The organism is Sediminivirga luteola, assembly GCF_014639315.1.
Taxonomy (GTDB): domain Bacteria; phylum Actinomycetota; class Actinomycetes; order Actinomycetales; family Brevibacteriaceae; genus Sediminivirga; species Sediminivirga luteola.
The window spans coordinates 57,023-70,097 of the sequence record NZ_BMFY01000014.1 but is presented as its reverse complement, the minus strand read 5'-3'; the positions used below and the strand labels follow the sequence as shown (position 1 = coordinate 70,097).

The 13,075-nt window shown below is 63.5% G+C and carries 14 protein-coding genes; 4 read left to right on the top strand and 10 right to left on the bottom strand.

Translation table 11 applies throughout. The annotated features are described in order from the left end of the window. The first annotated feature begins 128 nt into the window (after positions 1-128). From IEW13_RS14130 to IEW13_RS14120, 3 genes are all read left to right on the top strand, one after another. Positions 129-665, top strand: a complete 537-nt coding sequence (locus IEW13_RS14130) for a type 1 glutamine amidotransferase domain-containing protein (RefSeq protein WP_188551569.1) — start codon at positions 129-131, stop codon at positions 663-665. Positions 666-927: 262 nt separating this feature from the next. Continuing rightward, positions 928-2,121 (top strand): YkvI family membrane protein, encoded by a 1,194-nt coding sequence (locus IEW13_RS14125; protein ID WP_188551568.1) that lies wholly within the window; start codon positions 928-930, stop codon positions 2,119-2,121. A gap of 137 nt (positions 2,122-2,258) precedes the next feature. Further along, a complete protein-coding gene (locus IEW13_RS14120) occupies positions 2,259-2,888 on the top strand; it encodes a TetR/AcrR family transcriptional regulator (RefSeq protein WP_188551567.1) in 630 nt (209 codons plus the stop codon). A gap of 26 nt (positions 2,889-2,914) precedes the next feature. On the opposite strand, the gene IEW13_RS14115 is transcribed toward IEW13_RS14120, so the two are convergent. From IEW13_RS14115 to IEW13_RS14070, 10 genes are all read right to left on the bottom strand, one after another. Beyond that, positions 2,915-3,685: a crotonase/enoyl-CoA hydratase family protein gene (locus IEW13_RS14115; RefSeq protein ID WP_188551566.1), complete on the bottom strand. Its 771-nt coding sequence runs from the start codon at positions 3,683-3,685 to the stop codon at positions 2,915-2,917. A gap of 29 nt (positions 3,686-3,714) precedes the next feature. After that, positions 3,715-4,536, bottom strand: coding sequence for a VOC family protein (locus tag IEW13_RS14110; RefSeq protein ID WP_188551565.1), 822 nt, complete (start codon positions 4,534-4,536; stop codon positions 3,715-3,717). After that, entirely contained in the window at positions 4,533-5,885 is a 1,353-nt protein-coding gene (locus tag IEW13_RS14105) for an acetyl-CoA carboxylase biotin carboxylase subunit (protein ID WP_188551564.1), read from the bottom strand. Before IEW13_RS14105 ends, IEW13_RS14110 begins: the two co-directional genes overlap by 4 nt. Before the next feature lie 94 nt (positions 5,886-5,979). After that, on the bottom strand, positions 5,980-6,192 hold the full coding sequence (locus tag IEW13_RS14100) for an acyl-CoA carboxylase biotin carboxyl carrier protein subunit (RefSeq protein WP_188551563.1): 213 nt from the start codon (positions 6,190-6,192) through the stop codon (positions 5,980-5,982). Between the two features lie 26 nt (positions 6,193-6,218). Then, positions 6,219-7,784 (bottom strand): acyl-CoA carboxylase subunit beta, encoded by a 1,566-nt coding sequence (locus IEW13_RS14095; RefSeq protein WP_188551562.1) that lies wholly within the window; start codon positions 7,782-7,784, stop codon positions 6,219-6,221. Continuing rightward, positions 7,781-9,421, bottom strand: coding sequence for an AMP-binding protein (locus tag IEW13_RS14090; RefSeq protein WP_188551561.1), 1,641 nt, complete (start codon positions 9,419-9,421; stop codon positions 7,781-7,783). Before IEW13_RS14090 ends, IEW13_RS14095 begins: the two co-directional genes overlap by 4 nt. Then, a complete protein-coding gene (locus IEW13_RS14085) occupies positions 9,418-10,146 on the bottom strand; it encodes an SDR family oxidoreductase (RefSeq protein ID WP_188551560.1) in 729 nt (242 codons plus the stop codon). Before IEW13_RS14085 ends, IEW13_RS14090 begins: the two co-directional genes overlap by 4 nt. Before the next feature lie 76 nt (positions 10,147-10,222). Beyond that, entirely contained in the window at positions 10,223-10,690 is a 468-nt protein-coding gene (locus IEW13_RS14080; RefSeq protein WP_229745186.1) for a MaoC family dehydratase, read from the bottom strand. A gap of 2 nt (positions 10,691-10,692) precedes the next feature. After that, entirely contained in the window at positions 10,693-11,913 is a 1,221-nt protein-coding gene (locus IEW13_RS14075; RefSeq protein ID WP_188551559.1) for an acetyl-CoA C-acetyltransferase, read from the bottom strand. Beyond that, on the bottom strand, positions 11,910-12,332 hold the full coding sequence (locus IEW13_RS14070; protein WP_188551558.1) for an acyl-CoA thioesterase: 423 nt from the start codon (positions 12,330-12,332) through the stop codon (positions 11,910-11,912). Before IEW13_RS14070 ends, IEW13_RS14075 begins: the two co-directional genes overlap by 4 nt. Positions 12,333-12,520: 188 nt before the next feature. Here IEW13_RS14070 and IEW13_RS14065 point away from each other — a divergent pair, with 188 nt between their 5' ends. Further along, positions 12,521-12,904, top strand: a complete 384-nt coding sequence (locus IEW13_RS14065; protein WP_188551557.1) for a helix-turn-helix domain-containing protein — start codon at positions 12,521-12,523, stop codon at positions 12,902-12,904. Positions 12,905-13,075 lie beyond the last annotated feature (171 nt).

Below are 13,075 nucleotides of genomic sequence, written 5' to 3'. Positions count from 1 at the left end.
GCCAGCGGAACCGAAGGAATAATCAGCGGCGCTGTCCCGCTACCTCAAGGACAACCGTATGAAGGGCGGCGCGGGGCTCCGGACCGGAGGAGCCCCGGGACAGATCGCCGGCCCGGATAGGAGTGAACATGGCAACGCTGAACGGCAAGACCATCGCATTCCTCGCCAGCAAGGGCGTCGAGCAGGTGGAGCTCACGCATCCATGGCAGGCGCTGCGTGATGCCGGCGCCACCACCGTGCTGGTCTCTCCGGATGAGGGCCAGGTGCATGCGCTCAACAACGACTGGGACCGCGGCGACTCGTTCCCGGTGGACAAGCCCGTCGCCGAGGCCCAGGCCGCGGACTATGACGCGCTTGTTCTGCCCGGCGGCACCCTGAACGCCGATGGCCTGCGCATCAACGAGGACGCCGTCGCCTTCGTGCGGTCCTTCTTCGAGCAGGGCAAGACCGTCGCCGCGATCTGCCACGCTCCCTGGGTCCTCATCGACGCCGGGCAGGCGGAGGGCCGCCGGCTCACCTCCTACACCTCCCTCGAGCCGGACCTGAAGAACGCAGGCGCCCAGTGGGAGGACACCGAGGTCGTCGTGGACGGCAACCTCATCACCAGCCGCAACCCCGGTGATCTGGACGCCTTCAGCGGAACGCTCATCGACGCCTTGAGCTGATATCCGGCTGCCCGTACGCGGTGCCGCGCCACCACCTGCCGCGCCGGGCTCCAGAGCAGACGAAGCGGCCCGCCCCTGGATGACACGGGGCGGGCCGCTTCTGCTGTGGCGTCGTATTAAATCGCCGTAACTCACGCGCCCGTGTCTTGAATCACACGTCTGCTTGGCCTAGGTTGTAGTTCAACCGTCCGAAATAAAGTGTTCTAGCACACACGGACGGGCTATGTCCTGCAGCGCCCGCTGCCTGCACCCTGGAGCACACATGGCCACAACAAACGGAACCGCACCCGTCCAGTCCTCCCCCGGGGTCTTCAAGCGCCTCTTTCTCGGGGGCCTCATCTTTCAGTCGGTAGCAATAGGCGGGGCCTACGCCACAGGCCGTGAAAGCGTCGAGTACGCGGCCCGCTTCGGCCCGCAGGGGTGGCTGTCCGTCCTTGCGACTTTCGCCATTCTCACCGTTTTCGCATTCCTGGTGTTCGAACTGTGCCGCAAGTACCAGATCTTCGACTACCGAAGCCTATTGAAGCTACTCGTAGGACCGGCTCACTGGTTGTACGACTTGCTGTACCTGATGCTCGGCCTCACGATCGTCGGTGTGCTGATCTCCGCGGCCGGCAACATCATGCACGACACTCTTGGCATACCGAGCTGGGTGACGTCGGTGGCGTTGGTCGTCATCGTTGCGGTCGTGCTCTTCTACGGACAGGAGTTGATGGAGAAGTTCAACAGCACGGGTACCATCCTGTTGACCGCCGGATTCGTTCTCTTCGCGGTACTCGTGCTCAGTACTCGAGCGGACGAGATGGTCGAGACCATGACCTCCGGTGCTCCACCGCTCAACCCAGAGAGCACGTTGTGGGATACGATCCGTTCCGGGCTGGTGTATGGAGCTCTTTATCTCGTGATCTTTCCCTCGTCCATGCCCGCATCCCGGTACAAACGAAGCAGGTCCGATGCCGCGTGGGCAGCATTCAACCTGGGTTGGCTAATCGCTGTTCCGCTGTTCCTCACATTCTTCTCCTTGATGTCCTTCTATCCCGACGCCGATGTGATGGAATCCCCCATCCCGTGGCTGTCCATGCTCAGCGGCTACGGCAACTGGGTCGTGGTGGTCTTCGGCCTTCTGGTCGGGTGGACCTTGCTGGCGACGGCTGTCGGTCTGATCCAAGGCTCACTCACCCGCATCAGCGTCAATCTCGAAGACTTCGGAAGGCGACCGTTGTCCGCACGAACCCGAGGCATCACAGCGGTCGTGGTCTTAGTCGCGGCATTGCTGATCTCGCGTCTCGGCATCATCGATCTCGTGGCGCAGGGTTACACCGCCGGTGCCTACGGAATGCTCATCATCTTCGGTTTACCGCTGCTGACGCGGGGGGTCTACCTGATCTTCTTCAAGGACAGGGCTCTCGTCAGACGGGGGAGCGGTAAGGGCACTGACACCAGGCCTGCCAGCTGAACATCCGCATACACCATAACGAGGAGCTGGGCCGCGGCGGAAGTCGCGGCCCAGCTCCTCGTGTACATTCGCAATACCGCGGCAAGGCCATCAGGCCTGGACGCCATATGCCGAAACCTGTCACAACGGGAGTCTCGATGCCGAAGATTGTCGATCACGGTGAGCGCAGGAACGAGATCGCCGACGCGGTCCTCACGCTCATCGCCAACGGTGGCACCAAGGCCGTCACCACGCGGAACGTCGCCAAGCAGTCGGGGTGGTCCGCGGGCACCGTCAATCACTACTTCGAGTCCCGAGAAGCACTCATGCTCGGAGCGCTCCGGCGAGCCGCTCAACTCCAAGGACGGGAACTCAAAAGGATCCTGCACCGGGGCGATGCCACGCCGATGGAACGGTTACACCGAATGACCGAGAGCATTCTCCCGCTCGATGAGCGGCGAGTCGCGATGACGAAGATATTCCTGGAGTACTACGCGCAGTCGAACGCGCAAGCAGACACACAGGAGGAGGTGGCGCAGTACCTCCGAAACTGGCGCAATGCCGCAACTAGGCTGATTCAGCAATGCAAAGAGGAAGGTTCTATCGCTAGCTCACGGGAGGCTTCAACCCTCGCCGTAGAGCTCGTGGCGATGACCGACGGATTGTCTATGCACGCGCTGTTGGACCCTGACGTTCTCGTTCCGCTTCTCACAGACGGCGGCACCGTGACGATCTCCTTCATCGACGACAGTTGGCGTGCTGTCAAAATCCCGCATGCCCCGGTCTGAGCCTGAAGCAGTCGCCGTCACGTACATCAGGAACCTCGGAAGACCGGGTCCCGCTTCTCCTTGAAAGCGCGCGCCCCCTCCCGAGCGTCCTCCGAGGCCCACACCGGCTGTGTGATTCGAGCCTGCTCTTCCCAGCCAGCAGCATGCAACGCCCGGGATGAATGCGCCAGTACCTGTTTGGTGGCCGCAGTCGCTAACGGAGCGTTGGCGGCAATCGCCGAGGCCAGCTCCAGTGCTTCGGTCACCGCCCCACCCGGTTCAGTGACCCGGTTGACGACTCCCCAGCGATGGAGTGTTTCCACCGGAACGGTGTGGCCTAGCAGCGCCAGTTCCATCACGATCGGTAAGGGCATCCGCTCCGGAAGGCGAAGAAGCGAGCCGCCGTCGGCCACCAGGCCCCGCTTGACCTCCGGCAACCCCACTCTCGCATCCCTGGACGCCACGATCATGTCGCACGCCAACGCGAGCTCAAAACCGCCGGCGAGGGCGAACCCCTCGATTGCGGCGATCAGCGGTTTCGAGGGAGGCCGCTTCGCGATTCCGGCAAAGCCGCGGCCCGGAACCTCACCGGTCTCGCCGTGGTCCGCAAACGCCTTGAGGTCCAGTCCCGCGCTGAACCCTTCGCCCGCGCCCGAGAGCACCAGAACCCGGACCTCCCGAGAGTTCTCGGCCGACTCGAACGTTCTGGCCAGCTCCCCTGCGACGACATCATTGATCGCATTCCTGGCCTCCGGCCGGTTGATCCGCACATGCAGAACCCCCGGACGTTCTTGGCGGACGTCAGTAGATGTACTCATGCGCTCCTCCTGGGACCTTGGAGTCCGTTTTATGATGGATGCTCGCCCGGATTACCGATGCCGCCCAGGGCGTCGGTGCGGCTGAGGACGACTCCTCCGATGCGCACGTCCGGCAACGCGCTCTGGGTCAACAGCACCGTCCGAACTCCACCGGTGGCCGCCCGACGCACAGCGATCTCCCCAGTCGGCCACCGATATAGGCGACTGCCCGGCACCGGTGAGTGTGCTACTACCTCAGCGCCGAGAATCCAGTGCAGCAGAACATGCGTACGGGCCGGATCCGTGCTGTCCAGAAGCACGGGTCCCAGCACGGCGCGATTCTCCACCGGCACGTCCCATACGCTTTCCCACCAATCCGGTTGGCGGGCGCCCCGGTTGTTCGGCATCACCCCGTAGTTCCGCTTCCGGGTAGCCAAGAGCTCCCGCAGGGGCGGGAGGGGCGTCTGTGTGCTGGCGATCTGGATCACTAGGCCATGCACGTCGTCTGGCGGGAGGAAAAGCTCTTGCCAACGAGGATAGCCCAGGTCTTCCCGCACCCAGGTGAAGCCTGCATCCTGGAGCTGCGTCCGCGTCGCGGCGAGATCGGGGACGGAAAAGGAGAGGTGATGCGCCATCGGGCCGTGCCTGGCCAGAAAACGGTTCATGAATCCCGTGCCTGCCGTCCCAGGTCCGATGATCTCTAACCGCCCGCCACGATCCACCGTACCGACATGGGCCAGGACATACCGGAAATCGTCCAGGACTCCGCCGATGAGCGGCACCGCACCCAAACGGGACCTCAACTCCGTAGCCCCGGCATAAGGGTCCTGCAGCCCGATGGAAAGATGGTCGAATTCGTACTGTTCCGTCATCCGCGATCCAGGAAGGCTCTTGGATCGGCTACGATCTCCCGCGCCGTGCCGGCGCTTCGCCATTCTCCTGACCGCAGTAACGCCAAGTGGAACGGGATGAGTGTCTTGGGCCCCTCCAGTTGAAACTCTTCCAGAGCCGCGATCATCCTGTTCGTGGCTTCCGCCCGGTCCTCCGCGACGACGAGCACCTTCGCCAGGAGCGAATCGTAGAACGGCAGGACCTTCGTACCGGTCTCTACGCCTGAATCCACCCGGATACCGTCGCCGTGGGGCTCTTGATACGCGGTAATCGTCCCCGGCGCCGGGAGGAAGCCCTTCGCCGCGTTCTCCGCGTTGACGCGACATTCGATGGCATGCCCACGGATGCGGATATCGTCCTGCCGGAGGTTCAGTTCCTCGCCGTTGGCGATCCGCAGCTGTTGTTCGACGATGTCCACGCCGGTCACCAGTTCGGTCACGCCGTGCTCCACCTGGATACGCGTGTTCATCTCCAGGAAGTAGAACTCCCCTCCTGCGACCAGACCTTCGACGGTGCCGGCCGAGACGTAGCCCACGGCGCGAGCAGCGGCCAGGGCCTGGTCCGTGATCCGACTGCGGAACTCGGCGTCCACCACCGGAGACGGAGCTTCTTCGACGAGTTTCTGATGCCTCCGTTGGATCGAACAATCCCGCTCATGGAGGTGAACGATGTTACCGTGAACATCCCCGAGAATCTGAACCTCCACATGGCGTGGATCGTCCAGGTACCGTTCCAGGTAAACCGTTCCGTCGCTGAAGAAGCGTTCCCCTTCTCCTCGAGCCCCAGTGAAAGCGCTCTCCAGTTGATCCGGTCCCTGAGCGACGCGGAAGCCCTTTCCCCCGCCTGCTCCAGAGGCCTTCACCGCGACGGGATAACCGATCCCCTCCGCGGCAACGTAGGCCTCCTCCAGGGTGGTAAGTGCTTCCAGGGTGCCGGGGACGGTCTGCACTCCGGCAGCATCCATGAGTGCGCGCGCAGAGATTTTCGACCCCATCGCCCTGATGGTCTCCGGACGAGGCCCGATGAAGATGATCCCCGCGTCCTCACAGTCCTGAGCGAAACCAGCGTTCTCCGCCAGGAACCCGTAACCGGGATGGATCGCATCAGCACCGCAGGAGCGCGCTGTCTCGATGATTCGTTCGGCCTGCAAATAACTGTCGGAGGTCGGCGCCGGGCCGATGCACACAGCCTCATCCGCAAGTCTGGTGTGCAGCGCCTCGGCATCCGCCTCGGAATACACGGCCACGCTGGCGATGCCGAGTCGGCGTAGTGTCGCAAGGACCCGCACAGCGATCTCGCCGCGGTTGGCCACGAGGACCTTCGTGATCATCGTCGTCTCCTCCTGTCCTCGACCAGGCTCCCCGAGGCGCTGACCGCAAGTGCGATCTGAACGTCCCGAGTCCACCTCAAGTGGCTCGTCGCGTTCATTCGACGTCCGCGACCGGCTCGTCCTCGGCGATGGCCTGGTTCGGCTCGACGTGCAGCTTCGTCACTGTGCCGTCCTGCTCTGCCAGCACCGGAACTTCCATCTTCATGGATTCGAGGATGACGATCTCCTCACCTTCCGCGACGACGTCGCCGACGTTCTTGACGATCTTCCAGACGGTGGCATCGGTGGGTGCGTGGTGTGTGGCCATGGCGGCATGTCCCTTCTTCTCGAGCCTCACGGGCGGATGGTCCACTGGCGTTTCTGGGGTCCCAGGTCGGTACGGACTTTGTGCAACGAAGCATTGAGGAAGTCAGCAACCATCGCCCGGGTCTCTCTGGGGTCAATCATGGCTTCCACCCCGAACGCTTCCACGGTGCGCCACGGATCCGCCAGATCGCGCATCCGCTGCTGCACGGCCGTTCGGTACGCGTCCGGGTCCTCCGCCTCCTCGATCTCGCGGTGGAATCCGGCGTCCACGCCACCGTCCACAGGGAGGTCGCCCCATTCAGCTGTGGGCCAGGCGATGCGGAGACTCAAACCGTCCGGATCTGACGTGGCCGAGACTGCCATGCCGTATGCCTTCCGCACCTGCACGGTGACCACGGGCACTTCTGCCTCCACGAGAGACTGAATGGCGCGCATACCCCAGCGCACCACGTTGTTGCGCTCCGCGTCCGGGCCCACCATGAAACCCGGCACATCGACCAGGTACACCAGCGGCAGGTGGAATGTCGAGCACATGTCCACGAAACGGATCTGCTTCTCCGCCGCCTGAGCGTCCATGGCACCGCCCAGGTGCATAGGGTTGCTGGCCAGCACGCCGACCGGGATCCCGTCCAGGCGCGCCAATCCGGTCGTGACGGATTTACCCCAGTACTTGCCGATCTCGAAGAAGGAACCCCGGTCCACGATCGGCTCGATGACACTGACCGCCTTATACGGCTTACGCCCGTTGGTGGGCAGAATATCGAGAATCTCATCGAGGGGCCGGTCCACTGGATCCGTCCGCTCGCCACGCGGCGGCATCTCCCAGACATTCTGCGGCATATAAGACAGGAACGTCTTCAGTTGTTCGAAGGCGTCGTCCTCGTCTTCGGCCAGGTTGTCGATGGCACCGGAGCGGGTGGCCACCTGGGCTCCGCCCAGTTCCTCCTTGGTGAGATCTTTACCGAGAGCCCGTTTGACCAAAGGCGGACCGCCGGCAAAGAAGACCGAGTCCTTTGTCATCACGGAGAAGTGGCTGAGTACCGTCCGCCCGGCGGTGCCGCCGGCAGAAGCACCGGAAACCATGGCCAGGACGGGTACCTCGGCCAGCAGCTCATAGGAGCGCTTCCACGACAGAGAGCTGACCAGGTAGGAATGGCCCTTCTCCCCCTGCGCAGCAACATCGCCGCCGACCCCCTCCATGAACATGACAAGGGGGATGCGATACTCATGGGCGAGATCCTCGATGAAACCGCCGAGGCCGCCTTTCATCCGATCCAGATACGTCTGCGGCGCACCGGCACGGACAGTAAAGTCCTCGCCGCCGATGGCGACGTGCCGCCCTGCGAACGTGCCCAGGCCCATAACGTAACTGGCCGGCAGCTGTCCGCGTAGGTTTCCCAGCGCGTCGACATCGTCATAGGTGGCGAATTCTCCCACCTCGGAGAAGCTCTCCGCGGCGCGTTCCAAGCGCTCACGAATCGTATACCGTCCTGCTGTGTGCGCGCGGTCGATCCGGCGCTGTCCGCCGAGCTCACGGGCACGTTTCCGACGGGACTCAAACTCAGTGAGTTTGGCCTTCCACTCGTCATTCATGTGGCTGCTCCTCGCGTAGGGGGACCTTCAGCTTTTGCGCACTCCGGCACGGAACCGTCCGACAGGCGGTCCTGTTCCGGTGAAACATCGATGGTGTATACGGCTCGCCGTTGCTCTTCCCGCAAGCTGAGTAGGCGGTGTTTCTGCACAACGCCGGTTCCCGCGCTACGGACGATGTTCTCCATAGCGGTCAGTTCCAAGAACCGCGGCACGGCGTACCGAGGGAGGTGTTCCCGGCAGTAGCGAACGAAATCGTCCACATCGAAGCGATCCTCGTCCTCCGGGACGACGAAAGCCTTAATCTCCTGCTCTCCGCTGAACTCGTCGTGCACCCCTACGATGCCGCACTCGGCGATGCCGGGATGCCGCCGCAGAATCGTCTCTACCTCGTACGCGGAGACATTCTCGCCGCGACGCCGAATGCTGTCGGTCATGCGACCCATGAAATACAGGAATCCGTCCTCATCCATCCTGGCCTGGTCACCGGATCTGACCCACAGGTCTCTCCAGGCAGCCACCGTGGCGTCGGGCCGGTTCCAGTATCCAAGCATGGTCATATGCGGATAACGCGGGCGATAGACGAGCTCGCCGGGCTCGCCGGGCGGGAGAGCTACACCATCGTCGTCGTGGATCTGGACTTCGAAGCCGACGCTCGGCCAGCCAGCGGCACCTCTGCGACGGCGTTCGAACGTGTCGAATGTCGGCCCGTCAGCTTCGGTTTGCCCGTACATGGTGAGGATCGTGACTCCCAGGCGATCCTCGAAGAACTCGTAGGCGCCTTCGGGGATGGGGGCGCCAAGGAACCGTCGCATCGTGTGCCCTCGGGCCACCTCGATTCCCTGCGCCATGACCGCAGAGAGCACGAAGCCAACGACCCAGCACCATGTGGCACCGTATCTCCTCACCTCGTCCCAGAATCCTGATGCGGTGAACTTGTGCCGGAAGGCCACCGCGGAGCCGGACTGAACGACGGCCGCCATCACGACGTGGAAATCAGCGTGGAAGAAGGGGAGAACGAAATACCCCACGTCATCCGGCCTGAGATCCAGCACGTGCCGGATGCTGTAGCCGTGTCCGGAAGGGTACCCGGCTGGGAGCATGACCCCCTTTGAGGGGCCGGTGGTACCGGAGGTGTAGATCAACGAGGCAAGGTCACCAGGTCTGGGGGTTCCGGCTAGCTCGTCGAGTTCTTGTGGGCATACCTCATCACTTCGGCCCGGCACGCCCGTCGTCTCCAGGAGCGTCGGATGCCCTGGGAACGCCGCGCTGACGGTGTCCCGGAACTCTTCGTCCAGCACAATCACAGCGGGTTCAGCGTCGGCAAGGACATTGCGGAGCAGCTCGCCGTTCAAGTCGTAGTTCACCGAGACCTCGACCGCTCCGATCCACCATGCGCCGTATTGCCATGCCTGCCGCCACGCCGAGTTCCGGGCGATGATGGCCACCCGCTGACCGGGTTCGATCCCACCCCGACGCAGGTGCGCAGCGCAGCGTCTGGCGTAGTCGGCGAACTGCGCGTAACTCCACTGCCCGTCTTCCCACAAGAGCAGTGGTTTGTCTGGCTGAGTAGCCACCTGCCGGAGCAGATCGGCCACTGGCGTGGACGGACGGTAGCCCGTCAAGGGGAAAGTGGTCATGCGTGCAGTTCGCCTCCATTCACATCGAGCACCTGCGCGGTGATGTAGGAAGCTTCTTCTGACAGCAAGAAGACGACGGCTTTGGCGATCTCCTCCGGCTGCCCCAGACGTCCGAGGACGATGTTCTCGAGCCAGGTCTGGCGGACGCGTTCTGGTACGGACAACGTCATCTCAGTCTCGATAGCGCCGGGGGCCACACAATTGGCACGTATCCGGTAGCGGGCGAACTCCATCGCCACCGTCTTGGTCAGACCGACGATGCCGGCCTTCGCCGCAGAGTAGTTGGTTTGGCCGTACGCTCCGTGCCTGCCCGAGGAGGAGACGTTCACGATCGCACCGCCATCCTCAGCCAGGAGCGGCTGCATGATCTGGCAGCCCAGCCAGGTTCCGCGCAGGTGCGTATCGATCACCCGCTGCCATTCCTCGTCGTCCATCTTCAGCAGCGTGCGATCACGGAGCACGCCTGCGTTATTGACCAGTCCGTGGAGGCTACCCCAACGCTCCTGCAAGACGCTGTAGGCATGACGCCAAGACTCCCGACTGGAGACGTCAAGAGTCAACGGCAAGGCGCCTTCACCGAGTTCCTGTGCGGTGGCTTCAGCCGCCTCGCTGCGGATATCCGCGACGGCAACGCGGACTCCTGCCGTCACGAGCCGTTCCGCGGTGGCACGCCCGATTCCCCGGGCGGCACCAGTGATAAGGACCGCCCTCCCGGCTTCACTCATCGGACCTCTCCTCTCCTCGCATGCCCGGCCCGGGCATGGAAGCGCCGCGCTGTCGCAGGCGCTATACGTGCCCGTCTCAGGCCTCGCGCGGCCCGATCAGTAGTGTGTCTGTTCCGCGCTGCACGCACTCGCCCTCTTGGTTCCGAACTTCCACCGCGATGTGCACCACCCCGTGGCCCGGCCGGCTCCCGCTGGGACGAACGTCTGTCACCGTGTTCACTGCGACGATGGTGTCTCCCGGATACGTGGGGGCGACCATGTCCCGGTGCACTGAGAGATATGCCTGGATATTGAGAGCGTCGTAGCCAGGTGTACGCAACCCGCTCGACACGGAGAGAACGAGCAAGCCGTGCGCGATGCGACTCCGGAACGGAGTGTTGCCTTTGACCCATTCTTCGTCGACGTGGAGCTGGTTGAAATCACCGCTGAGCCCGGCGAAGGCGACGATGTCCGCTTCGGTCACCGTCCGGCCCGCAGATTCAAAACACATGCCGGGCCTGAGGTCGGCGAATCCGAGGGCCCCGGACAGGTACCGCTCTGCCACGATCAGATCCTCTCCACAATCATGGCCATGCCTTGTCCGCCCCCCACGCACATGGTGACGATCCCGCGTTCCAGGTCACGCTCTTCAAGGGCGTGGATGAGCGTATTAGTCATCCGTGCCCCGGTTGATCCAAAGGGATGGCCGATCGCGATGGCTCCGCCGTTAACGTTGAGCTTGTCCAAGGGAATATCGAGTTCACGCTGACAGGCAATCACCTGCGCAGCGAACGCCTCATTGAGTTCAACAAGGTCGATATCCGCGAGGGTCATGCCGGCGTACGCCAAGACCTTCCGCACTGACTCCACCGGACCGAGTCCCATGATCTCTGGGCTGAGGGCGGAGACAGCTGTAGCCTGGATCCGTGCTTTGGGCTGAAGTCCCAGATTCGCGGCGTCTTGGTCGCCCGCGATGATGAGGGCAGATGCGCCGTCAGAAAGCGGACAGCAGTTGCCAGCAGTGACCGTGCCGCCCTCACGGAACGCTGGCGCCAGGGCGGCCAGGGCCTCCGCTGTGGTGTTCGGCCGAGGCGAGTCATCAGCTTCAACCACAGTGCCGTCCCGCCTGACATAGGGCGACGTCTCCCGTGCCCAGAATCCGCGTTCACTGGCTGCGGCCGTGCGCTGTTGCGCCAACAATGCGTATTCGTCCTGATGGGCGCGCGTCACGCCGTGCAAGTTCGCGACGTTCTCCGCCGTCTGTCCCATCGCGATATAGATGTCCGGAAGCCGGCCGTCGGCGCGGGGGTCACTCCATGCCGTAGCGGAGATCCGTTCCATCTGGCTCGTACGAGTCTGCGCTTCATCAAAAGCCGGATTCATCGTGTCCGGGATGGAATCGGCTTCCCCTTTTTTGTAAGACGTACAAGACTCCACGCCGGCAGACACGACGAATCTCGCCTCGCCTGCCAGGATCGAATGCGCGGCCTGGCGGGTGGTCTGCACACTCGAGGCGCAGTAACGGTTCACCGTAGCCCCCGGCACTGTGTCGTAGCCCAACAGCACGGCGGCGACCCGGGCGATATTGAAGCCCTGTTCACCGCCCGGCGAACCGCAACCTACGAGAATCTCGTCGATGTCCCCGGCCTCAATCTGCGGGACCTGCTCCAAAGCTGAACGGATGACCTTTGCCACCATGTCGTCCGGCCGTTCCTCGACAAGCGACCCTTTGAAGGCACGGCCTATGGGTGTACGCGCCGAAGCGACGATGACTGGAACCTGGTTCATGGTTCACTCCTCACCGAAGAGAGGTACGGAATAATGAGGGAGCGTTCTTCCGTGCTCAAACGGCGGGTGCGTCGCGTGTCCCGGTCCCACATGAGGAGCACTGTGGATGCCGTAGCCACCTGGGTACCGTCCGGGCGGGTCATCGTCTCTCTGGTAGTGACACTCTTGTTGCCGAGCTTTTCAATCGTGAAGGAGACGTCTACGGCAGGCGGCCCAGCAATCTCCACCACCAACTCGTCCAGATAATCGATCTCGATACGCGCGATCACATACTCGTCCGGGTTACGCACTCCCAGGCTTGAATGCAGCCATGCGGTCCGGGCTTGATCGAACAGGGTCAGGTACTCGGCGTGATACACGTGGCCCTGGTTGTCGAGATCCCGCCACCGGAGCGGCACACGGAACGATTCGCTCGCCACAGTGGCGATCCCACCCTTCTGGCACATCAGTGGCGCACCTCATATTATTTCGCACGGTTGATTTATTTTAGCCTACATCACACCGTATGAAACATACGTGGCCCGCTCCTGGATGACACGGGGCGGGCCGCTTCTGCTGTGGGCAGAAGGGCTCGCGGACGCGGCCGGCCGGCACCTACGCTGAGCGCATGGACGAGCAGATCCCGCAGCCAGCACACCGCCCGGGCCACGACGCCGCCCCGCCCCTGCTGCGGGAACGCCTTGGCCTGGCCCTGCGACTGGAACGCACCGCGCAGGGTCGGACCCTGGCCGAGATCGCCCGGCGCGCCGGGATCTCCACCCAGTACCTCTCCGAGATCGAACGCGGCGTGAAAGACCCGTCATCGGAAGTCCTGGACGCGGCCGCAGGCGCCCTCGGGCTCGGTCTGCCCGATCTCCTGATGCTCGTGCTCGACGCCTTGCACCGCGGAGACCGGCGCACACTGGTGTCCCTCTACACCGCCGCTGCCTCCCCAGCACCCGCACGGCCCGGGTCCGGCCACAACCAGGTGTCCCTCTCCCTGGTGGCCTAACCAGGGTCGCCCTCGTGGCCTAGACAGGCCTCACCGGCCCGGCTAGTTTTCCCGCGGCTTTCCAGGGATGCACGCTGTTTCCGGAGGTGTGTACAAATTCCGGGTGAGCTGACGCGGAATTTGTGCACATCTCCGGAACTAAGCCCGCCAGCCGACGCGCCTCGGGCCCCG

What these genes read in the sequence shown, in the direction of transcription:
- IEW13_RS14130 (WP_188551569.1), top strand. Translation starts at nt 129, where the DNA reads ATGGCAACGCTGAACGGCAAGACCATCGCATTCCTCGCCAGCAAGGGC.
- IEW13_RS14125 (WP_188551568.1), top strand. Translation starts at nt 928, where the DNA reads ATGGCCACAACAAACGGAACCGCACCCGTCCAGTCCTCCCCCGGGGTC.
- IEW13_RS14120 (WP_188551567.1), top strand. Translation starts at nt 2,259, where the DNA reads ATGCCGAAGATTGTCGATCACGGTGAGCGCAGGAACGAGATCGCCGAC.
- IEW13_RS14115 (WP_188551566.1), bottom strand. Translation starts at nt 3,685, where the DNA reads ATGAGTACATCTACTGACGTCCGCCAAGAACGTCCGGGGGTTCTGCAT.
- IEW13_RS14110 (WP_188551565.1), bottom strand. Translation starts at nt 4,536, where the DNA reads ATGACGGAACAGTACGAATTCGACCATCTTTCCATCGGGCTGCAGGAC.
- IEW13_RS14105 (WP_188551564.1), bottom strand. Translation starts at nt 5,885, where the DNA reads ATGATCACGAAGGTCCTCGTGGCCAACCGCGGCGAGATCGCTGTGCGG.
- IEW13_RS14100 (WP_188551563.1), bottom strand. Translation starts at nt 6,192, where the DNA reads ATGGCCACACACCACGCACCCACCGATGCCACCGTCTGGAAGATCGTC.
- IEW13_RS14095 (WP_188551562.1), bottom strand. Translation starts at nt 7,784, where the DNA reads ATGAATGACGAGTGGAAGGCCAAACTCACTGAGTTTGAGTCCCGTCGG.
- IEW13_RS14090 (WP_188551561.1), bottom strand. Translation starts at nt 9,421, where the DNA reads ATGACCACTTTCCCCTTGACGGGCTACCGTCCGTCCACGCCAGTGGCC.
- IEW13_RS14085 (WP_188551560.1), bottom strand. Translation starts at nt 10,146, where the DNA reads ATGAGTGAAGCCGGGAGGGCGGTCCTTATCACTGGTGCCGCCCGGGGA.
- IEW13_RS14075 (WP_188551559.1), bottom strand. Translation starts at nt 11,913, where the DNA reads ATGAACCAGGTTCCAGTCATCGTCGCTTCGGCGCGTACACCCATAGGC.
- IEW13_RS14065 (WP_188551557.1), top strand. Translation starts at nt 12,521, where the DNA reads ATGGACGAGCAGATCCCGCAGCCAGCACACCGCCCGGGCCACGACGCC.